We start from the raw sequence: 20,625 nt of genomic DNA, 5'->3' as shown, positions 1-20,625 counted from the left end.
CGTATGTAACGCGGGGTTATGGACGCCCACCATGGGTCACACCCCTGGTGAGGCGTCCACAACCCTCGCGGGGATCGGGCTCAGGACGCGTTGGCGCTGTCCTGGTCGCGGCTCTCGGCGTAGTCGTGCCAGGCCGAGGCCACCGCGGAGCGGCTGTTGACGCTCCAGCGGGCGAACACGTCGCGCAGGTGCTTCTCGACGGTCTTGACGCTCATGCCGAGGGACTCGGCGACCTGGGCGTTGGTGAGACCGGCGGCGACCTTGGCCGCGACGGCCTCCTGACGGTCGGTCAGCGCGACCTGAGGGGCGAGCGTGCGTGACTCGACGATGCCGGCCAGCGTGGCGGGCAGCATCGCGCGGCCGTGGATGCCCATGACGCGGAAGACGCGCTCGAGGTGCAGCCGGACGGCGCGCTCGGTGAGGAACAGCCGCTCGGCGACCTGACGGTTGTTGAGGCCGCGGCTGGCGAGCTCGGCGACGTGGCGCTCGCGCGGCGTCAGCGCGTGCCAGCCTCCGACCGCCTCGGCGAGGTCCACGTCCGAGGGCACCTCCGGCCACTCCTCGTGGAGCCGTCCGGCGCGGCGCTCGAGCGCACTGACCGCGGAGGTGCGCGGGTCGGGCCGCCTCACGGTCTCGCCACGGCTGGCGCGGGCCAGCCAGGCCGACGCCTCGTCGATGCGCTCCTGCGCCACCGCGGAGGTGGCCAGCAGCTCGAAGGTCGCCTCCCGCATGGTCCACGGCAACCGCGGCAGGTCGCTGCCGCCGCAGGTCGTCACCACGATCGAGGTGGCCTCGGCGTGACGGCCCTGCAGGAAGGCGGCGTAGCCGAGCAGCAACCAGGTGGCGATGTCGGGCAGGCTCTTGCCGTTCTGGGTCGCGACCCGGCGGGCCCGGCGGTCGGCCTCCAGGCCGGCGCTGCGGTCGTCGGCGGCCGCGGCGATGACGGACTCGAGCGCCCGCCCGACGCCCTCGAGGGCGCTCATCGACATCCGGGCGGCACGGTCGGCGGCCAGGGAGGCCAGCGCGGCGCCGTCGCGCCGGCGACCGCGCAGCACCAGCGAGCGCGCCAGCACGAGCTCGTTGAGCACCAGGGCGATCGGGTCGCGGGGGTCGGTGGCCGAGCCGCCGGTGGCGACGGCGCGTCCGCGGGAGGCGGCCTCCTCGGCGGCCACGAAGCGACCGTTGAGCAGGGCGGCCTCGGCGACGAGGTACGTCGTCATCGGTGCGGCCGGGTCGTCGACCTCGAGGTCGAGCAGCAGGTCGCTGGCCGACTCGAGCGCGGCGGACACCGTCGCGGCCGGCGTACCGGGGGCGGGGCCGCGCACGGCCAGCCCGAGGGCCAGCGTCGCGGCCGCCTGGGCCCGGGGGCCGACGGCGTCGGCGCAGCGGCGGTGGGTGGCCTCGTCCATCGCCAGACGGGCCGTCGAGAGGGCGGCGTCGGGCTCGTCGGCCATCAGCTGGGCGAAGGCGACCTCGCACAGCAGCGCGGCGCGGTCGCGACCGTGCTCGGCGTACCCGAGGAGCAGGGCCGACAGCATCGTGGCCGCCTGCTGCGGGGATCCCTCGACGACGAGGTGGCGCAGGGTGTCCCACGCTTCCTGACGACGCATCGCTGTCCTTCTGTCCGTGCCTTCTCACGACCGTCCCGGCGTGTGGCAGCCGGTTCGACCGCGCCCGCCCTGGGTCGGCGTGGTCAGTATCGCAGCCCTCAGGTGTGAACGGGAGGGAGAGCGGGTAACTGGGTTCCTTCACGCACGATGCACACTGGGGCCATGACCTTCCAGGACCTCATGGCCGGACCCCCGCCCACCCACCTCCCCGCCGACCCCGCCGCCGCGGACCTCGCCGGCGGTGCGGCCCCGGAGGCCGTGGTCCGGGCGCACCCGGAGTCCCCCACCGCCTGGGCGGCCCTGGCCCAGCAGGCGCGTGACGCCGGGGCCGAGGAGCTCACGGTCTACGCCTACGCCCGCGTCGGCTACCACCGCTCACTCGACATGCTGCGCCGCAACGGCTGGAAGGGCACCGGCCCCGTGCCGTGGGCGCACGAGCCCAACCGCGGCTTCCTGACCTGCCTCGCGCTGCTGGCTCGCTCGGCCGCTGCGATCGGGGAGGGCTCGATCGACGCGCCCGCCGAGGCGGCCGACAAGGAGCAGGCCGCCGGCACGCCGGTGGGCGTCATCGGCTCCGGCGAGGCCGGCCGCTGCGCGACGTTCCTGCGCGACTCGTCGCCCGAGGCCGCGGCGCACTTCGGCTTCACCGTCTGACCTCCGGCACCCTCCCCGCGCCTGCCACCGCCTGATTTCCGCATGTAACGCGGGGTTATGGACGCCTCGCAAGGGTCGTGACCCGTGCGAGGCGTCCACAAGCCTCGGTCGGACGACGCGCCGCGCGTCAGCCGCCGTACAGCCGCTCGGCCTGGACGTACGCCGCCCGCACGCGTCGCGCGGTGTCCGAGCGTCGTCGCCCCAGCACCTCCGACCACACCGCTCGGAACATGCCGTAGCCACCATCCTGGCTGCGGCACCAGTCCTCGCGCTTCTTCTCCTCGATGACGACCTCGTGGGCCGGGCGGTCCGCGACGCCGCCGGCGTCCCGCCCGAGGTACTTCACCTCGCCGTCGAACTCCATGAGCAGCCGCCCTGCGCGGAGGTCGGTGTAGGCGTTGCGGTGGCCGTCGGTGAGGTGGAACTGCGTCTCGACCGGACCGATGTCGGCCTCCAACGCGGCCAGCCGGAGCAGCGACTCACCGGGATTCTCGGCGCCGCCGTCGGCGATCTCGAGAGCAGCGCGGACCGTCGTGATCCCGGCCCACGACCACATCCGCTCCGTGGCCGCCCACAGCTCCTCGCGCGTGCTGCCGAGCCGCAACGCCGCGTCCGCCGCGATCACGGCGTCCTCCAGGCTGAGCTCGCGCCCGATGTCGGCGGCGGTCCGCGCCAGGCCCAGCACCGGCACGTCACCGACGAGGGTGACGTCGCGCTCGTCGTACGCCGCGACGTGGTGGCTCACGCCGCCCTCGACCCGGCCACCGCCCACGCCGGGGCGGGTGACGTGGACGAGCTCGGTCCACCGCGGCCGCAGGGGCATGCCGAGCAGCGCCGCCGCGGAGGCGTGGCTGGGCAGCACGGGCGTGCGGGCCGCCAGGACGGCGGCGTGCACGCGCATGACGTACCGCGTGCGCGGGGTGCCGTGGTCCCACGTCGTGCGGAGCGTGTAGACGCCGCGCCGGACCGTCGCCCAGTCGCCCCGTGCGCCCGTGCGCGTCTTGACCTCGCGCTCGGTGCACCCGGCGTCGACGGCCTGACGTCGGGTGAAGAGCCCGCACTGCCGGGTCCGGAGGGCGGCCAGGGTGGGCGGGAGGTTCGTCATGCCCGCACCCTGCGTCGGGCCGGGAGGCCGTCGGGCGGGCTCGGGTCGCGCGGGGGACAACTCCGAGGTCGCGGGGGTTGGGGACGACACCTGGCTCGTCGTACGACGACCAGGTCGCCTGCGTGCCCCCCGAGAGGTTCTGACCAAGGCTTGTGGACGCCTCCCACGCGTCATGCGCCTTGGGGGGCGTCCATAACCCCGCGTTACATGGGGCCGGGGGGCAAATGGGTCAGGGGCGGAACATCGAGAGCGCCCCGCGCTTCAGCGACCAGGACTTGTCGGTGTAGGGACCGGCGATCTCGCCGTCGGCGACGCAGTAGAACCGCTCGCCCCGCACGCGCACCTCGGTGCCGGTCACCTCGGTGACCTCCTTCATGAGGTTGTGGGTGCCGAGCCGGAGGCGGGCGGCGTAGGAGAGCTTCGACCAGGTGCCGCGTGTCCGCGACACGATCACGGACAGCTTGCCGTCCTCCGGGTCGGCGCCGGGGATCAGCTGGGTCCCGCCACCGACGTCGGAGCCGTTGCCGATGGCCACCTGGGCGACCCGGTGGCCCCGCGTGAGCTCGCGGCCCTGCAGGACGGTGCCGTCGACGGTGACCTCCACCTTGAGGTACTTCGGCTGCAGGCTCGCGTCGAGCGCCCCGACGAGGTAGCCGACCTTGCCGATGCCGATCTTGCCGAACCGCGGCTTCCACTTCTCGGCCCGGCGGCTCGCCTGCGCCCCCACGCCCAGGTGCACGTTGTTGACCACGACCGTGCCCTCGTCGTCGACGATCAGGTCGGTGGCGACGGTCCGGCCGCCGCTGATCACCGCTGCGGCGGCGTCCGGCTCCAGCGGCAGGCCGATGCCGCGGGCGAAGTCGTTGCCGGTGCCGAGCGGGATCAGCCCGAAGTCGGTCGAGCCGAGCGCGCCGGCGCGGGACAGGGCGTTGACCACGGCGTGGAGCGTGCCGTCGCCCCCGCAGGCGACCACGGTGCGACCGTCGAGACCCGCGACGACCTCGTCGAGCTCCTCCGGGCTGCTGGTGGCGGCGACCTCGACCTCGGCGCCCTTGCGGAGGACGTCGAGGGCGGCGTCGACGGCTTCCTGCTCGTTGGTGCCGGCAGCGGCGTTGGTCACGAGCAGGATGCGGTTCACGAGCGGAACCTACTCCTGTGACGGCGAGCACCGCAGGTGCTGTGACCGACGCGGCAGACCCGCGCAGCGGCGTACTGCGGTGACGACGGACGCAGGCGCCGGGGCCCGCGGCGCGGACGAGCCCGGCGGCCGGGGCGCGCCGGTGTTAGCGTTGGGTCGCAAGAGCCCCGGGTGCTGTTGCGCCGACGGGGCTCCTTCGCGTCCCGGGCGCGGTCGGGGCGCGACGCCGACCGAGGAGTGACATGCCAGCCATCGTGGTGCTCGGCGCCCAGTGGGGCGACGAGGGCAAGGGCAAGGCGACCGACCTGCTGGGCCACAGCATCGACTACTGCGTGCGCTACCAGGGTGGCAACAACGCGGGCCACACCATCGTGGTGGACGGCGAGAAGTTCGCCACCCACCTGATGCCGAGCGGCGTCCTGACGCCCGGCTGCACGCCGGTCATCGCCAACGGCGTCGTCATGGACGCCCGAGTGCTCTTCGACGAGATCGACGGCCTCGAGGCCCGCGGCGTCAACGCCTCGCGGGTGCTGATCTCGGGCAGCGCGCACCTGATCACGAGCTACCACACCGCGATCGACAAGGTCACCGAGCGCTTCCTCGGCAAGAACCAGATCGGCACGACGGGGCGCGGCATCGGTCCGGCGTACGCCGACAAGATCAACCGCGTGGGCGTGCGGGTGGCCGACGTCTTCGACGAGAAGATCCTGCGGGCCAAGGTCGAGGCCGCGCTGGAGATGAAGAACCACCTGCTGGTGAAGGTCTACAACCGTCGAGCGATCAGCGTCGAGGAGATCCTCGAGGAGATCGCGGAGTACGCCGACCGCCTCAAGCCGCTGGTCGCCGACACCTCGCTGGTGCTCAACGACGCGCTCGACCAGGGGCAGACCGTGCTCTTCGAGGGCGCCCAGGCGACCATGCTCGACGTCGACCACGGCACCTATCCCTTCGTCACCTCCTCGAACCCGATCGCGGGTGGCGTCGGCGCGGGCGCCGGGATCGGGCCGATGCGCATCGACCGCGTCATCGGCGTCATCAAGGCGTTCACGACGCGCGTCGGGTCGGGCCCGTTCCCGACCGAGCTGCTCGACGCCGACGGCGACACGTTGCGCGAGGTCGGCAAGGAGTTCGGTACGACGACGGGTCGCCCGCGGCGCTGCGGCTGGTACGACTCCGTCATCGCCCGCTACTCCGCACGCGTCAACGGGCTCACCGAGTTCTTCCTGACCAAGCTCGACAACCTCGGGGTCTGGGACGAGATCCCGGTCTGCGTCGCCTACGAGATCGACGGCGAGCGGGTCGAGGAGATGCCGATGACGCAGACCGACTTCCACCACGCGAAGCCGGTCTACGAGATGCTCCCCGGCTGGAAGTCCGACATCTCCGGGTGCCGCACCTTCGAGGAGCTGCCCGCCAACGCCCAGGCCTATATCCGTCGGCTCGAGGAGCTCTCCGGGGCGCCGTTCTGGGGCGTCGGGGTCGGCCCGGGCCGCGAGGAGAGCATCGTCCTGCGCTGAGGCCCGGACCCCCATCCAACGCGGGGGTCGTTGAGGCTCGGACCCCCATGTAACGCGGGGTTATGGACGGGGACCAAGGCGTCAGCGCCAGGGCACCCGTCCATAACCCCGCGTTACATGAAGGGGGGCGGGCCCCGGCGGGTGTCGGCGGGTCGTCGTACGGCGACTAGCCTGGGGCCCGTGAAGACGCTGGTGATCGGGGGTGGGGGCCGCGAGCACGCGTTGGCGCTGGCGCTGTCCCGCGACCCGAACGTGACCGAGGTCCACGCCGCTCCGGGGAACCCCGGGATGGCTGCGTGCGCCACCCTGCACCCCGTCGACCCGATGGACGGGCCGGCCGTCGCCGCCCTGGCCACCGGGCTGGGCGTCGACCTCGTCGTGGTCGGGCCCGAGGCGCCGCTCGTCGGCGGCGTGGCCGACACCGTGCGCGAGGCCGGCGTCGCCTGCTTCGGCCCGAGCGCCGCCGCCGCCCGGCTGGAGGGCTCCAAGGCCTTCGCCAAGGACGTCATGGCCGCCGCTGAGGTGCCGACCGCGATGGCGCGGGTGTGCGACACCGACGAGGAGGTCGCCGACGCGCTCGACGCCTTCGGGGCGCCGTACGTCGTCAAGGACGACGGCCTGGCCGCCGGCAAGGGCGTGGTGGTGACCGAGGACCGCGACGAGGCGGTCGCCCACGCGAAGGGCTGCGTCCGCGTCGTCATCGAGGAGTACCTCGACGGCCCGGAGGTCTCCCTCTTCGCGATCACCGACGGCGAGACGGTCTACCCGTTGCAGCCGGCGCAGGACTTCAAGCGCGCCCTCGACGCCGACCAGGGCCCCAACACCGGCGGCATGGGCGCCTACACGCCGCTGCCGTGGGCGCCCGACGACCTCGTCGAGGACGTACGGCGACGCGTGCTCGAGCCGACCGTCGTGGAGATGGCCCACCGCGGGGCGCCCTTCTCGGGCCTGCTCTACGCCGGGCTGGCGCTGACCAAGCGGGGCCTGCGCGTCGTGGAGTTCAACGCCCGCTTCGGCGACCCGGAGACCCAGGCACTGCTGCAGCGCATGGACTCGCCGCTCGGCGTGCTGCTGCTCGCCGCCGCCGAGGGCCGCCTGCACGAGGTCGACCCGCCGACCTGGCGCGGGGGAGCGGCCGTGACCGTCGTGGTGGCCGCCGCCGGCTACCCCGAGAGCCCGCGCAAGGGCGACGTCATCACCGGGGTCGCCGCGGCCGACGCGCTCGAGGGCGTCGACGTCATCCACGCCGGCACCGCCACCGCCGGCGACGACCTCGTGACCGCCGGCGGCCGCGTCCTGGCCGTCACCGCCGTCGGGGACTCCGTCGCCGACGCCCGTGCCCGCGCCTACGAGGGCGTCGACCTGATCGAGATCGACGGCGCCCACCACCGCACCGACATCGCCGCAGGAGTCTGACGTGTCCCACCCCAACGTCCTGGCCAGTCGCTACGCCGGGGCCGACCTCGCTGCGCTCTGGTCGCCCGAGCACAAGATCGTGCTCGAGCGGCAGCTGTGGATCGCGGTGCTCAAGGCCCAGCGCGACCTGGGGATCGCCGTTCCCGACGGCGTCGTCGAGGCCTACGAGAAGGTCGTCGACCAGGTCGACCTCGACTCCATCGCGGCCCGCGAGCGGGAGACCCGCCACGACGTGAAGGCCCGGATCGAGGAGTTCTGCGCCCTCGCCGGCCACGAGCACATCCACAAGGGCATGACCTCGCGCGACCTGACCGAGAACGTCGAGCAGCTGCAGATCGTGTCCTCGCTGCGCCTCGTCCGCGGCCGGGTGGTCGCGACGCTGGCACGTCTGGCGCGGCTGGCGAGCGAGCACGAGGCGCTCGTCATGGCCGGCCGCTCCCACAACGTCGCTGCCCAGGCCACCACCCTCGGAAAGCGCTTCGCCACCGTCGCCGACGAGCTGCTGGTGGCGCTCGACCGGCTCGAGGACCTGCTCGGGCGCTACCCGCTGCGCGGCATCAAGGGTCCGGTCGGCACCGCCCAGGACATGCTCGACCTGCTCGACGGCGACGGCTCACGGCTGGCCGAGCTGGAGACCCGGGTCGCGGCCCACCTCGGCTTCGACCGGGTGCTGACCAGCGTCGGCCAGGTCTACCCCCGCAGCCTCGACTTCGACGTGGTCTCCGCGCTGGTCCAGCTGAGCGCAGCTCCGTCGAACCTCGCCACCACGATCCGGCTGATGGCCGGCATCGAGCTGGTCACCGAGGGCTTCAAGGAGGGGCAGGTCGGCTCCAGCGCGATGCCGCACAAGATGAACACCCGCTCCTGCGAGCGCGTCAACGGCCTGGCGGTGGTGCTGCGCGGCTACCTCTCCATGGTCGGCGAGCTCGCCGGTGACCAGTGGAACGAGGGCGACGTGTCCTGCTCGGTGGTGCGCCGGGTCGCGCTGCCCGACGCGTTCTTCGCCATCGACGGGCTGTTCCAGACGTTCCTGACGGTGCTCGACGAGTTCGGCGCCTTCCCGGCCGTGGTCCAGCGCGAGCTCGACCGCTACCTGCCGTTCCTGGCCACCACCAAGGTGCTCATGGCCGCCGTGCGGGCCGGGGTCGGTCGCGAGACCGCCCACGAGTCGATCAAGAAGGCCGCCGTCGGGGTGGCCCTCGACATGCGCCGCGGCCAGGCCGAGAACGACGTCTTCGCCCGCCTCGCCGCCGACCCCTCGCTCGGGCTGTCCGCGGCCGACCTCGCAGCGCTGGTGGCCGAGCCGATCGCCTTCACCGGCGCCGCCGTCGACCAGGTCCGCGCCGTGGTGGCCCGCGTCGAGCAGCTCGTCGAGCAGCACCCCGCGGAGGCGTCGTACACCCCGGGCGCGATCCTCTAGCCGCACATTCCGTTCAAAAGAACGTTCAGAACCTCGTTCGACGTCCACGGACCGGGTTCTGAACGAACAATTGAACGGATCTGCCGACCGCCGGTAACGGCGGTGGGGGAGCCGGACAAGGAGGGGGTGTGGACACGAGCACCCAGACTCCCGGGGTCGGGCAGGTCGCGCAGGTGAGGCGGCAGGAGGCCGAGGCCCGCTTCGCCGCCCTGTACGCCGACACGTTCGACCGGCTGCTGGCCTACGCGCTGCGCCGCGTCGACGAGCCGGAGCGCGCGGCCGACGTGGTCGCCGAGACGTTCCTGGTCGCGTGGCGGCGGCTGGCGGAGGTGCCGCCCGGCGACGACGCCCGCCTCTGGTTGTACGGCGTGGCGCGCCGCGTCCTGGCCAACGACCGTCGCGGTCGGGCGCGCCGACAGCGACTGGGCCAGCGGCTGCGCGACGAGCTGCCCCGGGCCGTGCCGGACCACGCCGATCGCCTCGCCGCCACCGCGACGGTGCGAGCCGCGCTGGACCGGCTCCGTGAGGCCGACCGTGAGGTCCTGACGCTCACCGTCTGGGAGGAGCTCGAGCCGCGCGAGGTCGCGATCGCCCTCGACCTCCCGGTCGGCACGGTCCGCGCCCGGCTGTCGCGGGCTCGCGCCCGGCTGCGCGACGAGCTCGGTGACGCCTGGGGCGCGGACGCGCCGGGCGTCGGCCGTCACGATCCAGGGCCACCCGGACACGAACCAGGAGACAGCGACACCCACCAGCCACGACCGCGCGGAGGAGGAGACCGATGAGCACCCACGGACACGAGACCAGCGGGTCGGCGTACGACGACGGTGAGCTCGCCGCCCTCCCGCTCGCCGGCGCGCGGCAGGACCTCCTGGAGGCGATCATGGCCACACCCGTCCCGACCCGTACCCCGGACCACGACTCCCTCGACGGCCGCCCCGTCTCCCGCCACCGCGGGTGGCTGGCGGCCGGTCTCGCCGCCGCGACGGTGGCCGCCGCCGTCGCCGTACCGGCGTTCTGGCTGCGCGGCGACGACCCGTCGCAGCCGCCCGTGGGCGCCGGCACGACCGCGGCTCCGGAGCCCTCCCCGGCCGACGACACAGGACAGGCGGAGGGCGCCGATGGCGCCGGACTCACCGCCGCGGAACCCGACGGCACGCTCGTCGGCCAGACCCGCGTGCTCCTCGACGAGCCCGGCTGGGAGGTCACCTACGTCGACCTGCAGGGCGGGCTCGGCACCCTGGTCCTGGGGCAGGGGGACCGCGAGATCGAGCTGAACTGGTACCCGGCGAAGGCCTACGACTCCTACTTCTCCGACCGCGACGACCCCCGAGGCGGCCTCGAGCGCCTCGGTGGCACCACCATGCTCGGTCGCTCGGCCACCTCCTGGGCCTACGGCCCGGGCGACTACGCGACCATGCGCACCCCCGAGGACGGCTCCTTCGTCGAGGCGCGCGGCCACGCCGGCGACCGCGCGGCGTACGAGGCCCTCCTCGACCGACTCGTCCACGTCGACCGGGCGACGTTCGAGGCGGCCCTCACCGGTGACGCCGTGGCGCCCGCCGACCGGCTCGCGACGATCGAGGAGATGCTCGCCGACGTCCCCGTGCCCGCCGGCTTCCAGGCAGGCGACGTCCCCGGGGGCGGCGACGACGCCCAGGACCGCTACCAGGTCGGCGCCGCAGTGACCGGGACGGTCGCCTGCCGCTGGCTGCAGCAGTACGAGACCGCGACCACGGCCGGCGACGACGCTGCGGCGACCGAGGCCGCCGACGCGCTGCGGTCCAGCCGGGACTGGGCGGTGCTGCGGGAAATGGAGGCCGAGGGTGACTATCCCGAGGTGCTGTGGGAGATCAGCCGCCAGGTCGACCGGGGCGAGGTCCCGCGGGAGTACGCCCAGGGTCTCGGGTGCGACTGACCGCGGGCGGAACGGGGGAGGAAACCGCGCGCCGAGCCGCCTACCGTGACCGGATGCGCATGTTCGTCGCCATCCGCCCGCCGGACCACGTGATCGAGGACCTCGACGACTTCCTGGCGCCGCGTCGCGAGGCCAGCCGGCTGCGGTGGACCCACCCCGACACCTGGCACCTGACGCTGGCGTTCATGGCCGACGTGCCCGACCGCTCGCGCGACGAGCTCGAGGAGCGGCTGGGGGAGGCCGCAGCCCGTCGACGGCCCTTCGACCTGCGGCTGGCCGGCGGCGGCGCCTTCCCCGACCCGACCCGCGCCAAGGTGCTCTACGCCGACGTGCGGGCCGACGACCCGGTCGAGCTCGACCGGCTCGCGGTGGGTGCGCGGAACGCCGCGGCGACCTCGGGGGCACCGCCGGACGGGGCGGCGTTCGTGCCCCACCTGACGCTGGCGCGGATGAACCGGCCGGTGGAGGCGACCCGGTGGCTGCGGGTGCTCGGCGCCTACGACGGTCCGACCTGGACCGTCGACGAGGTCGAGCTGGTCGCCTCCCACCTCGGCGAGGGGCCGCGCAACCGGCCCCGCCACGAGCCGGTGGCCACCTTCGGGCTCGTCGCGACGCGTGAAAGTCGACACGCTGAGTAGTCTTTGACCATGACGACCACCCTCGCCCTCCCGTCCTTCGACGACGCGACCGTCGTGGTCGCCGCCCCCGGTCCGGGGCCGGGCAACTGGTCGGGTGCGGCCAGCGCGGTGCTCGAGGACGGCGTCTTCTGGCTGACCTACCGCGTCCGCCGCCCGCTGGCGGAGGGGCGCGGCGTGGCGGTGGTCGTCGCCCGCAGTGACGACGGCGTCACGTTCGAGACGGTCGCTGAGGTCGCGCGCGAGGAGTTCGGCGCCGAGTCCTTCGAGCGTCCGGTGGTCGTACGACGCCCCGACGGCGGCTGGCGCCTCTACCTCTCCTGCGCGACCCCGGGCACCAAGCACTGGTGGATCGAGGCACTCGACGCCGACACCCCCGAGGAGCTGCCGACGGGCTCACGCACGCTGGTGCTGCCGGGGTCCGCGACCGAGGCGGTCAAGGACCCGGTCATCGTCCACGACGGCCGCACCTGGCAGATGTGGGTCTGCGTGCACCCCCTCGACGAGCCCGGCCACGAGGACCGGATGACCACGGCGTACGCCACCAGCGACGACGGGCTCACCTGGACCGGGCACGGCACCGTGCTGCGCCCCACGCCCGGCGCCTGGGACGCGCGCGGCGCGCGCGTCACCGCGCTGCTGAGCGCCGAGCCCCTCACGGTGCTGTACGACGGCCGCGCCCGGGCCGAGGACAACTGGCACGAGGTGACCGGGGTCGCGCGCGCCGACGGAGCGGGCGGCCTCGTCGCCGACCCGGAGCCGGCCCTCGTCTCGTCGCACTCCGACGGGGCGCTGCGCTACGCCGCCGTGGTGCCGCTGCCCGGCGGAGGCAGCCGCTGGTACGCCGAGGTGGCCCGTCCCGACGGCGCCCACGACCTCGTCACGGTGCTGGCTCCCTGACCCCGTCCAGGCGGGTTGCCGGCAGTTATCCCCAGGCCTGTCCACAACCGGTGGACAAAGGTTGGTAAGTCGATCGACTAGATATACATTAGGGCCATGTCGCCGCGCGTCCTGTCCTCCGCCCGTGCCTCCCGAGGCGGACGGCTCCCCGACTTCCTGCTGGTGGGCGCGCCGAAGGCGGGCACCACCGCCCTGCACGCCGCGCTGGCCGAGCACCCGGAGCTCTACCTCAGCCCGGTCAAGGAGCCGAAGTACTACCTGTGCGGGGACTCGCTCCCGCCGGCGTACACCGGCCCGGGCGACGCCCACAGCAACCGGGAGTGGGTCTGGCAGCGGCAGCGCTACCTCGACCTCTTCGCCGACGCCCGCGACGACCAGCGCACCGGCGAGAGCACGCCGTTCTACCTCTACCACCGCGACGCGCGGCGGCGGATCGCCGCGGACCTGCCGAACGCCAAGCTGGTCGCCGTCCTGCGCGACCCCGTCGACCGCGCCTACTCCAACTGGCAGCACCTCTGGGTCGACGGGCTCGAGCCGTGCGCCGACGTCCTCCAGGCCTGCGCGCGCGAGCAGGAGCGCATCGACGCCGGGTGGGCGCCGTTCTGGCACTACCGCTCGCTGGGCATGTACGGCCGCCAGCTCCAGGACCTCTACCAGCACGTCGAGCACGACCGCGTCCTGCTGCTGCGCTACCGCGAGCTCGTCGAGGAGCCCGCCGCGACGCTCGACCGCGTCTGCGCGTTCCTCGGCGTCAGCCAGGGCGTGCTCACGGAGGTGCCGGCCGGCAACTCCCGTCCGTTCGTGGTGCCGAGCGCCCGCACGCGCGTCCTCGGTCCGGTGCTGCGGGCCGGTGCCCGCCTCGGGGCGCACTTCCCGCCGCAGCACTGGCGGGCAGTGAGCAAGCCGATCATCGGCCAGCTGCACGGCCGCGGCGACCCGGCCCGCCCGCGCCTGACTCCGGAGCAGCGCTCCGCGCTGCAGGTGCCGTTCCTCGAGGACATCGACCTGCTCGAGAAGGTGACCGGCGAGTCCTTCGCCGACTGGCGGGCGCACCGCGACGGCGACACCTTCGCGACGCGGCGCGCCGGTCGCAGCCAACCCGTCGGCTGACGGGCGCCGGTCGGCACCGGGCAACGCCCCGGGCCGACCACCGCCGGGACCGGCCGGGCGCGAGGTGCGCACCGGACCAGACCACCGGAGCGCGGACGCCACGGGGGACGTCCGCGCTCCGGTCCCCGGACCGGGGACGAGCAACCTCGCCGAAACGCGGGAGCGATAGGGTCGGGCCGAACGTCCCGATCGGGCGTTCACCCCGACCTGACCCGACCCGACCTGCCGACCGCCGGCCGACGGCGGCAGCACCAGCGACGAGCTGCCCGCCGTGCGAGGAGGACTCCCGTGCCCTACCTGCTGCGGGTCGAGCTGCCCGACGTGCCGGGCTCGCTGGGTCGCGTCGCGAGCGCCATCGGTGAGGCCGGGGGCGACATCGAGGCCATCGAGATCGTCGAGCACCGGGGCGAGGGCACGGCCGTCGACGACGTGCTCCTCGAGATGGCCCACGGCGTGATGCCCGACTCCGTGGTCTCCGCGTGCAACCAGCTCGACGGTGTCCAGGTGCTGTGGATCAGCCGGTACGCCGCCGGCGGGCAGCTGTTCCTCGACCTCGAGGTCGTCGAGCAGCTGACCCAGGAGCCGAAGGCGGCCTACGACATCCTCGTCGACATGCTGCCGGTCGCGTTCCGCACCGACTGGGCGATGCGCCTCGCGCGCACCGACTCCGGCGTCAAGCAGGTCCACGCCACCTCGGCGGCGCCCGACCTCGGCGACGACCAGGCGGCGTGGTTCCCCATGAAGCGCGCCGGCCGCCTCGACGTCGAGCCGGGCTGGTCGCAGCTGAACGAGAACGTCGTGGCGGGCATGCCCCTGGACCGTGACGAGATCATCGTGACCGGGCGCCGCGGCGGCCCTGAGATCCTCGACTCCGAGCTGGCCCGGCTGGCCCACCTGGCCGCGCTGGCCGTCACCATCCGGCGCGCCTGAGGTGGCCGACTCGCTCTGGGAGCGCACGCTGCGCGAGCGGCACGGCGCCGACTACGCGCACGTCTACGCCGCGCACTTCGACGAGCTGGCCGCCACGGGCACCGACGTCCACGGCGAGGTCGCGTTCCTGCGGCCCCTGCTCGGTGACGGCGCCCGGGTGCTCGACGCCGGCTGCGGCACCGGCCGGGTCGCGCAGCGCCTGGCCGAGGAGGGCTACGACGTCACCGGTGTCGACGCCGACCCCGCGATGGTCGACGTGGCCCGCGAGCGGGCGCCCGGCGTCACCTGGGTCGTCTCCGACCTGGCCGACCTGGACCTCGCGACGACCTTCGAGCTGGTCGTGATGGCCGGCAACGTCGTGCCCTTCGTCGAGGCCGACCTGGACGCCGTCTGCGCCCGCCTGTCGGCGCACCTCGCGCCCCGCGGCCTGCTGGTCTGCGGCTACGGCCTCGACGCCGACCACCTGCCCGAGGGCGCGCTCGAGGTGCCCTTCGCGACGTACGACGCCGCGTGCTCGGCCGCCGGTCTGCACCTGGTCGGGCACCACGCCGGCTGGGAGGGGCAGGGGTACGACAACGGGGGCTACTCGTTGAGCGTGCACGTCCGCCCCGACCCCGAGGACGACCCGGACAACCGCACGGGCGACGACGCCGGGTCCTGAGCGGGCCGTGAGACACCTGTCTCATGTCGTTGGTCCGACCCCCGGGGTGATCTAGGGTCCGGCTCGTGAAGATCGCTGTAGCCCGTGAGACCCGCCAGGGTGAGTCACGTGTGGCGATGGTCCCCGAGCTGGTCGCCAAGCTGACCGCCCTGGGCCATGACGTCGCCGTCGAGCCAGGGGCGGGGGCCGGGGCGCAGTACGACGACGAGGAGTACGTCGCCGCGGGTGCCGAGGTCTCCCCGCACGCCTTCGAGGGGGCGGGGCTGATCGTCTCGGTGAACGCCCTGGACGCTCCTGCGGTGCGCCAGCTCGCCGAGGGCACGTCGACGCTGTCGTTCGTCCACACCAACCAGGCGCCCGAGCTGGTGGCCGACCTCCGCGACTGCGGCATCACCGCCTTCGCGATGGAGCTCGTGCCGCGGATCAGCCGGGCCCAGTCGATGGACGCGCTGTCCTCGCAGGCCCTGGTCGCCGGCTACCGCAGCGCGATCGTCGCGGCCGGCATGCTGCGCCGCTTCTTCCCCCTCAACATGACCGCCGCCGGCACGGTGCCCCCGGCCCAGGTCGTCGTGCTCGGTGCCGGCGTCGCCGGGCTGCAGGCGATCGCGACCGCCAAGCGCCTCGGTGCGGTGGTCAAGGCCTACGACGTGCGCGCCGCCTCGGCCGAGGAGATCCGGTCGCTGGGCGCGGTCGCCATCGACCTGGAGCTGGAGACCCTCGAGGGCACCGGTGGGTACGCCCGCGAGATGACCGCGGACCGGGCCGCCACCCAGCGCGAGAAGCTGACGCCGTACATCGCGGACGCGGACGCGCTCATCACGACCGCCGCGGTGCCCGGCCGGGCTGCGCCGATGCTCGTGACCACCGACATGGTCGAGCGCATGAAGCCGGGCTCGGTCGTGGTCGACCTGGCCGCCGAGACCGGCGGCAACGTCGAGGGCTCGGTGGCCGGCGAGGTCGTGCGGATCGGCCACGCGCAGGTCTGGGGCGGGCAGAACGTGCCCTCGCAGCTGCCGCAGCCGGCCTCGAAGCTCTACGCGCAGAACATCGTCAACATCGTGACGCTCATGACCCGCGAGGGTGCGTTCGACCCCGACTTCGACGACGAGATCGTCGCCGGGTCGTGCGTCACGCACGCCGGGCGCATCGTGCACGAGCCCACCCGTGAGGCCCTCGAGGGCCCCCGTCCCGACCCGGCCCCGGCCGGTGGAGAAGGAGCAGGCGCATGAGCGAGGGCGTCGTCTGGCTGACGATCTTCATCCTGAGCGTCTTCGTCGGCGTCGAGGTCATCTCCAAGGTGTCCTCGACCCTGCACACCCCGCTGATGTCGGGCGCGAACGCCATCCACGGCGTCATCCTGCTCGGCGCGATCCTGGTCACCGGCTCGACCGACGACGGCCTGGCCGTCGGTGTCGGCCTGGTCGCGATCGTGCTCGCCACCATCAACATGGTCGGCGGCTTCGTGGTGACCGACCGGATGCTGCAGATGTTCTCGCGCAAGAAGCCCGCCAAGCCCGCCAAGGCCGGCCCGGCCACCGGCGGCTCCACCGGAGGGGCGCGCTGATGCCGACCTGGGTCCAGCTCGTCTACCTGCTCTGCGCGGTCGGGTTCATCCTCGCGCTCAAGGGACTGTCCGGCCCCAAGACCGCGCGTGCGGGCAACCTCATCGGTGCCGCGGCCGCGACGGTCGCCTGCATCCTGCCGTTCCTGTACGTCGACAACCTGCGGCACCTGCCCCTGATCCTCGGCGCGATCGTCCTCGGCACCATCGGTGGCGTCTTCGGGGCCCAGCGGGTCCAGATGACGCAGATGCCTCAGATGGTGGCGCTGTTCAACGGCGTCGGTGGTGGCGCGGCCGCCCTGGTCGCGGCCCTGGAGCTGCACGAGCTCCTCGCGATCGTCGAGGGTCTGCCCCCGGGCGTCGACGCCTCGATCCCCGGCTTCGACCTCGCCGCGACCGCGTTCACGCTCTTCGTCGGCTCGGTGTCGTTCTCCGGCTCGCTGGTGACCTTCGCCAAGCTGCAGGAGCTGATGACCTCCCGCCCGGTGGTCTTCCCGGGCCTGCCGGTGGCGTTCGCGCTGCTGATCGTCGCCGCGCTGGTGCTGTCGGTGATGACGGTCCTCGAGCCCTCGATGCTGATCGCGGTCGTGCTGCTGCTGGTCGGCCTGGCCTTCGGGCTGCTGCTGGTGCTGCCCGTGGGCGGCGCCGACGTGCCGATCGTCATCTCGCTGCTCAACGCGTTCACCGGCCTGACCGTGGCCGCCGGCGGCTACGTGCTGTCCAACACCGTGCTGCTCGTCGGCGGCACGCTCGTCGGTGCGTCCGGCACGTTCCTGACGCTGCTGATGGCCAAGGCCATGGGCCGCTCGGTCACCAACATCATGTTCGGTGCGCTGAAGGGCGGCTCGACGCTGGGCGGCGGGGAGGTCTCCGACCGGCCCGTGAAGTCGGCCGGGGCCGAGGACGTCGGCATCCTGCTGGCCTACGCCGACCGGGTCATCATCGTGCCGGGCTACGGACTGGCCGTGGCCCAGGCGCAGCACACCCTGCGTGAGCTGGTCGACGTACTCCTGGCGCGCGGGGTGCGCGTGGACTACGCCATCCACCCGGTCGCGGGCCGCATGCCCGGCCACATGAACGTGCTGCTCGCCGAGGCCCAGGTGCCCTACGAGCAGCTCGTCGAGATGGACGACATCAACTCCGAGTTCAAGCACACCGACGTGGTGCTCGTCGTCGGAGCCAACGACGTGGTGAACCCGGCCGCGAAGACGACCAAGACGGCCCCGATCTACGGCATGCCGATCCTGGCCGCCGACGAGGCCCGCCAGGTCGTCTTCCTCAAGCGCTCGATGCGCCCCGGCTTCGCCGGCATCGAGAACGAGCTGCTCTTCGAGCCCACCACCACGCTGCTCTTCGGCGACGCCAAGGACTCCCTCGGCAAGGTCCTCAAGACCGTCGAGTCCCTCTGAGCCACCCGCGCCCGCGCACATTTCGTTCAAAAGAACGTTCAGAACCCCTGTCACGCCCTGACAGTCGGGTTCTGAACGTTCTTTTGAACGATTTCTGCGGCCTGAGGGAACCGGAGCGGGGGGCTCGGCGGTCTTAGTGTCGTGACCGTGCCCGGCGACGCCTCCCGCGAGGACTTCGACGCGTACGTCGCTGCGCGTCGGACCGCCCTGGTCCGCTCGGCCGTGCTGATGGGGTGCCCGCCCCATGACGCCGAGGACCTCGTCCAGGTCACGCTCGCCCGGTGCCTGCCGCGCTGGGACCGGATCGCCGCCGACCGGCCGGACGCCTACGTCTACCGGGTGCTGCTCAACTCGTTCCGCGACAGCCGGCGCCGCCGCTGGACCGGCGAGCACCCCACCGAGCAGCTGCCCGAGCCGGCGGCCACGACGACCGACCCCACCACCGGCCTCGCCGTACGCGCCGCGCTCGCGGCCATGACCAAGGACCACCGCGAGGTCCTCGTCCTGCGCTTCTACGCCGACCTGTCCGAGGCCGAGACCGCCCGCGTCCTCGGCGTGCCTCCCGGCACGGTCAAGTCCCGTACCGCCCGCGCGCTGGCCGCCCTGGCCGCCAGCGACCACGTCTCCGACATCGTCAGGAGCAGCTGATGCTCACCGAGAACGACGCCCGCGCCCTGCTCGCCCAGGCCGCCGACACCATCGAGGTCGGCCCCGCCGCGCCCGTCGATCCGGTACGCCGCCGCGCGTGGCCGCTCCTCGTGGCTGCCGTCGGTGTGCTGGTGGCCGGGGTCGGCGTGTGGGCCGGCGTCGCAGCGCTGGACGACGACGCCACGCCCGACCCGGCGGTCGACCCGGCGCAGATCGAGCCGGGCACGGTGCCGAGCGTCTTCGGCCACCAGCGCGAGGAAGCCACCCGGATCCTCACCGACGCCGGTCTGGAGGTCCGGGTCGTCGAGCGCCCGGCGTGCCATCCGCAGGGACAGGCCCTCGGCACGCTGCCGGGCACCGGGGTGCGGATGGAGCCCGGCTCGGTGGTCACCCTCCAGGTGGCGGACTTCGACGCCGCGGGGTTCTGCGCACCCGAGCTCACCCTCCCCTGGCAGCTGCTCGGCCTCGCCACCGGCGAGCTCGACTCCCCGAGCCTGCTCAGTGGTCCCCTCACGGCGTACGTCGACGGCGAGCGTCGCGAGGTGCCCGACGCCTCGGACCCGGCCGCCTGGGGCTCACCGTCCGCTCTCGAGGCGCTGCGGGCCGCCATCGACTGGGCGCCGGAGATCCCCCGCACCTGGCGCACGCTCGAGCAGCAGGAGCCCGGCTGCGACGGCGACGCGTTCGTGCCGAGCGTGGGCGCCGGGACCACCGTCCAGCGCTACGCGATCGAGTACGACGCAGCGGACGCCCCGTGCGCCCAGCTCACCGTGGCCGGTGAGTTCGGGAAGCGCCCGCTCGAGGTCGCCGTCGAGACCGCCGGCCTCGAGGTCGACGACGCGGAGCCCGCTCCGGAGCCGGGCACCACCGTCCCGGCCGTCTTCGGCCTCACCGAGGGCGAGGCGCTGGCCGCGCTGGAGGTCGCCGGGGTCGGCAACCTCGTCACGGTCGCGGTGCCCGAGTGCCTCTCTCCGGGCCGCGCCCTGGGCACCGAGCCGGCAGCCGGAGCGCCGATCACCGCGACGACGTCGGTCCGGCTCGAGGTCACCATTTTCCCCGAGGACGCCGAGTGCACGAGCTCGCAGCCCGAGTTCTTCTCGCTGCTGGACTTCGCACGAGGCGAGCGCCCGCCGCCGTTCGCCGGCGAGGTGCGGACCTGGGTCGACGGTGCGGAGTCGACGGTGGCGTCGCCCGAGGACCTTGGCGCCTGGGTGGAGGGCTCACCGGTGGCGTCGCTCCGTGCGGTCGCCGACGACCGCTACCAGGAGCGTGCCGGAGCCGACGGGGACCTCTCCCGGGAGGTCGGCGTCGGCGACCGCCCGGTCGGTTGCCGGGTCGGCGACTCGCAGACGCTCCCGGGTGCGGTGCAGGGGCGGCCCGCGACGAGCGCCTGGGTCGTCTACGAGCGCGGCGACGAGACCCGGGCGTGCTTCCTGCTCGACATGTACGCCGACGAGCAGGAGGGCATCGACGCCCTCGTCGTCCGCACGATTGACCCGGACGGCCTCTTGCCGGTCGGGGCAACGAGCGGCGCGGTGGGACTCTCGCCTCAGCAGGACACCGCCGACGCGTTGCGCGCCTTCGCCGACAACGAGGTCGAGGGCCCGCCGCCCCTCGCCGAGAGCGTCACGCTCCTCGACCGCGGCGACCCGGTCCGTGAGGCCACACCGACCGACCTGATGGACCGCGACGCCTGGGCGGTCTGCGCCGGGCTGAGCGACGCCTGTGGCGTCTCCGCGATCCAGCTGTTGTCCTACGCCGTCGACGTCCCGGTCGGCACGACGTACCCGGGACGCTTCGGACGCACCCCGACCGCGCCGGCGGGCGGCGCCGTTGTCGTCCTCGGTCCGACGACGGTCACCAGCTGTCAGCCGCGCGGGATCATCGGGCTCACGCTCGACGCGGACGGACGCATCGCGTCGGTCGACGTCGCCGGCGACACCTCACCGCAGTTCTGCAGCGAGGAAGGCCTCGAGCCCCCCGAGTGAGCGGTGGC

Annotated in this window: 19 protein-coding genes; 16 read left to right on the top strand and 3 right to left on the bottom strand. The window is 73.6% G+C overall.

The features are described from left to right. Positions 1–80 precede the first annotated feature (80 nt). Positions 81–1,610 (bottom strand): helix-turn-helix transcriptional regulator, encoded by a 1,530-nt coding sequence (locus G7072_RS16315; RefSeq protein WP_166088232.1) that lies wholly within the window; start codon positions 1,608–1,610, stop codon positions 81–83. A gap of 162 nt (positions 1,611–1,772) precedes the next feature. On the opposite strand from G7072_RS16315, the gene G7072_RS16310 reads away from it, so the two are divergent. Next, positions 1,773–2,264: a DUF3151 domain-containing protein gene (locus G7072_RS16310; RefSeq protein ID WP_166088230.1), complete on the top strand. Its 492-nt coding sequence runs from the start codon at positions 1,773–1,775 to the stop codon at positions 2,262–2,264. Between the two features lie 127 nt (positions 2,265–2,391). Here G7072_RS16310 and G7072_RS16305 read toward each other — a convergent pair whose 3' ends face one another. Then, positions 2,392–3,369, bottom strand: a complete 978-nt coding sequence (locus tag G7072_RS16305; RefSeq protein WP_166088228.1) for a hypothetical protein — start codon at positions 3,367–3,369, stop codon at positions 2,392–2,394. A 229-nt stretch (positions 3,370–3,598) separates the two neighbouring features. After that, positions 3,599–4,507: a diacylglycerol kinase family protein gene (locus tag G7072_RS16300; RefSeq protein WP_166088226.1), complete on the bottom strand. Its 909-nt coding sequence runs from the start codon at positions 4,505–4,507 to the stop codon at positions 3,599–3,601. Positions 4,508–4,749: 242 nt separating this feature from the next. Here G7072_RS16300 and G7072_RS16295 point away from each other — a divergent pair, with 242 nt between their 5' ends. From G7072_RS16295 to G7072_RS16225, 15 genes are all read left to right on the top strand, one after another. After that, positions 4,750–6,024 carry an adenylosuccinate synthase gene (locus tag G7072_RS16295; RefSeq protein WP_166088223.1) on the top strand — a complete coding sequence of 425 codons (1,275 nt, stop codon included), beginning with the start codon at positions 4,750–4,752 and terminating at the stop codon, positions 6,022–6,024. A 180-nt stretch (positions 6,025–6,204) separates the two neighbouring features. Next, complete coding sequence (gene purD, locus G7072_RS16290) at positions 6,205–7,440, top strand: phosphoribosylamine--glycine ligase (protein WP_166088221.1); 1,236 nt, start codon at positions 6,205–6,207, stop codon at positions 7,438–7,440. Position 7,441: 1 nt separating this feature from the next. Beyond that, a complete protein-coding gene (purB, locus tag G7072_RS16285) occupies positions 7,442–8,860 on the top strand; it encodes an adenylosuccinate lyase (protein WP_166088219.1) in 1,419 nt (472 codons plus the stop codon). A gap of 128 nt (positions 8,861–8,988) precedes the next feature. Then, positions 8,989–9,642 (top strand): sigma-70 family RNA polymerase sigma factor, encoded by a 654-nt coding sequence (locus tag G7072_RS16280; RefSeq protein WP_240916997.1) that lies wholly within the window; start codon positions 8,989–8,991, stop codon positions 9,640–9,642. After that, entirely contained in the window at positions 9,639–10,775 is a 1,137-nt protein-coding gene (locus G7072_RS16275; protein ID WP_166088217.1) for a hypothetical protein, read from the top strand. Before G7072_RS16280 ends, G7072_RS16275 begins: the two co-directional genes overlap by 4 nt. Positions 10,776–10,828: 53 nt before the next feature. After that, a complete protein-coding gene (gene thpR / locus G7072_RS16270) occupies positions 10,829–11,413 on the top strand; it encodes an RNA 2',3'-cyclic phosphodiesterase (protein ID WP_166088215.1) in 585 nt (194 codons plus the stop codon). A 9-nt stretch (positions 11,414–11,422) separates the two neighbouring features. After that, positions 11,423–12,310: a hypothetical protein gene (locus G7072_RS16265; protein WP_166088213.1), complete on the top strand. Its 888-nt coding sequence runs from the start codon at positions 11,423–11,425 to the stop codon at positions 12,308–12,310. 96 nt (positions 12,311–12,406) lie between these two features. Continuing rightward, positions 12,407–13,420, top strand: coding sequence for a sulfotransferase (locus tag G7072_RS16260; protein WP_166088211.1), 1,014 nt, complete (start codon positions 12,407–12,409; stop codon positions 13,418–13,420). A gap of 288 nt (positions 13,421–13,708) precedes the next feature. Further along, positions 13,709–14,350: an ACT domain-containing protein gene (locus G7072_RS16255; protein WP_166088209.1), complete on the top strand. Its 642-nt coding sequence runs from the start codon at positions 13,709–13,711 to the stop codon at positions 14,348–14,350. Between the two features lies 1 nt (position 14,351). Further along, positions 14,352–15,011: a class I SAM-dependent methyltransferase gene (locus G7072_RS16250; protein WP_206063175.1), complete on the top strand. Its 660-nt coding sequence runs from the start codon at positions 14,352–14,354 to the stop codon at positions 15,009–15,011. A 65-nt stretch (positions 15,012–15,076) separates the two neighbouring features. Next, complete coding sequence (locus tag G7072_RS16245; RefSeq protein ID WP_166088207.1) at positions 15,077–16,240, top strand: NAD(P) transhydrogenase subunit alpha; 1,164 nt, start codon at positions 15,077–15,079, stop codon at positions 16,238–16,240. Beyond that, a complete protein-coding gene (locus G7072_RS16240) occupies positions 16,237–16,575 on the top strand; it encodes an NAD(P) transhydrogenase subunit alpha (RefSeq protein ID WP_166088205.1) in 339 nt (112 codons plus the stop codon). The genes G7072_RS16245 and G7072_RS16240 overlap by 4 nt, the downstream gene beginning before the upstream one ends. Continuing rightward, positions 16,575–17,981 carry an NAD(P)(+) transhydrogenase (Re/Si-specific) subunit beta gene (locus G7072_RS16235; RefSeq protein WP_166088203.1) on the top strand — a complete coding sequence of 469 codons (1,407 nt, stop codon included), beginning with the start codon at positions 16,575–16,577 and terminating at the stop codon, positions 17,979–17,981. The genes G7072_RS16240 and G7072_RS16235 overlap by 1 nt, the downstream gene beginning before the upstream one ends. Before the next feature lie 147 nt (positions 17,982–18,128). Next, the gene (locus G7072_RS16230; RefSeq protein ID WP_166088201.1) at positions 18,129–18,629 is read left to right on the top strand and encodes a SigE family RNA polymerase sigma factor; all 501 of its coding nucleotides are present in this window, start codon (positions 18,129–18,131) and stop codon (positions 18,627–18,629) included. Further along, positions 18,629–20,617 carry a PASTA domain-containing protein gene (locus tag G7072_RS16225; protein WP_166088197.1) on the top strand — a complete coding sequence of 663 codons (1,989 nt, stop codon included), beginning with the start codon at positions 18,629–18,631 and terminating at the stop codon, positions 20,615–20,617. Before G7072_RS16230 ends, G7072_RS16225 begins: the two co-directional genes overlap by 1 nt. Positions 20,618–20,625: the final 8 nt, after the last annotated feature.

The organism is Nocardioides sp. HDW12B, assembly GCF_011299595.1.
GTDB lineage: Bacteria > Actinomycetota > Actinomycetes > Propionibacteriales > Nocardioidaceae > Marmoricola_A.
The sequence above is the reverse complement of the archived record's forward strand: the minus strand, read 5'-3'. Positions and strand labels throughout refer to the sequence as shown.

What these genes read in the sequence shown, in the direction of transcription:
- G7072_RS16240 (WP_166088205.1), top strand. Translation starts at nt 16,237, where the DNA reads ATGAGCGAGGGCGTCGTCTGGCTGACGATCTTCATCCTGAGCGTCTTC.
- G7072_RS16295 (WP_166088223.1), top strand. Translation starts at nt 4,750, where the DNA reads ATGCCAGCCATCGTGGTGCTCGGCGCCCAGTGGGGCGACGAGGGCAAG.
- thpR (WP_166088215.1), top strand. Translation starts at nt 10,829, where the DNA reads ATGCGCATGTTCGTCGCCATCCGCCCGCCGGACCACGTGATCGAGGAC.
- G7072_RS16260 (WP_166088211.1), top strand. Translation starts at nt 12,407, where the DNA reads ATGTCGCCGCGCGTCCTGTCCTCCGCCCGTGCCTCCCGAGGCGGACGG.
- G7072_RS16275 (WP_166088217.1), top strand. Translation starts at nt 9,639, where the DNA reads ATGAGCACCCACGGACACGAGACCAGCGGGTCGGCGTACGACGACGGT.
- G7072_RS16310 (WP_166088230.1), top strand. Translation starts at nt 1,773, where the DNA reads ATGACCTTCCAGGACCTCATGGCCGGACCCCCGCCCACCCACCTCCCC.
- G7072_RS16265 (WP_166088213.1), top strand. Translation starts at nt 11,423, where the DNA reads ATGACGACCACCCTCGCCCTCCCGTCCTTCGACGACGCGACCGTCGTG.
- G7072_RS16305 (WP_166088228.1), bottom strand. Translation starts at nt 3,369, where the DNA reads ATGACGAACCTCCCGCCCACCCTGGCCGCCCTCCGGACCCGGCAGTGC.
- G7072_RS16315 (WP_166088232.1), bottom strand. Translation starts at nt 1,610, where the DNA reads ATGCGTCGTCAGGAAGCGTGGGACACCCTGCGCCACCTCGTCGTCGAG.
- G7072_RS16225 (WP_166088197.1), top strand. Translation starts at nt 18,629, where the DNA reads ATGCTCACCGAGAACGACGCCCGCGCCCTGCTCGCCCAGGCCGCCGAC.
- G7072_RS16235 (WP_166088203.1), top strand. Translation starts at nt 16,575, where the DNA reads ATGCCGACCTGGGTCCAGCTCGTCTACCTGCTCTGCGCGGTCGGGTTC.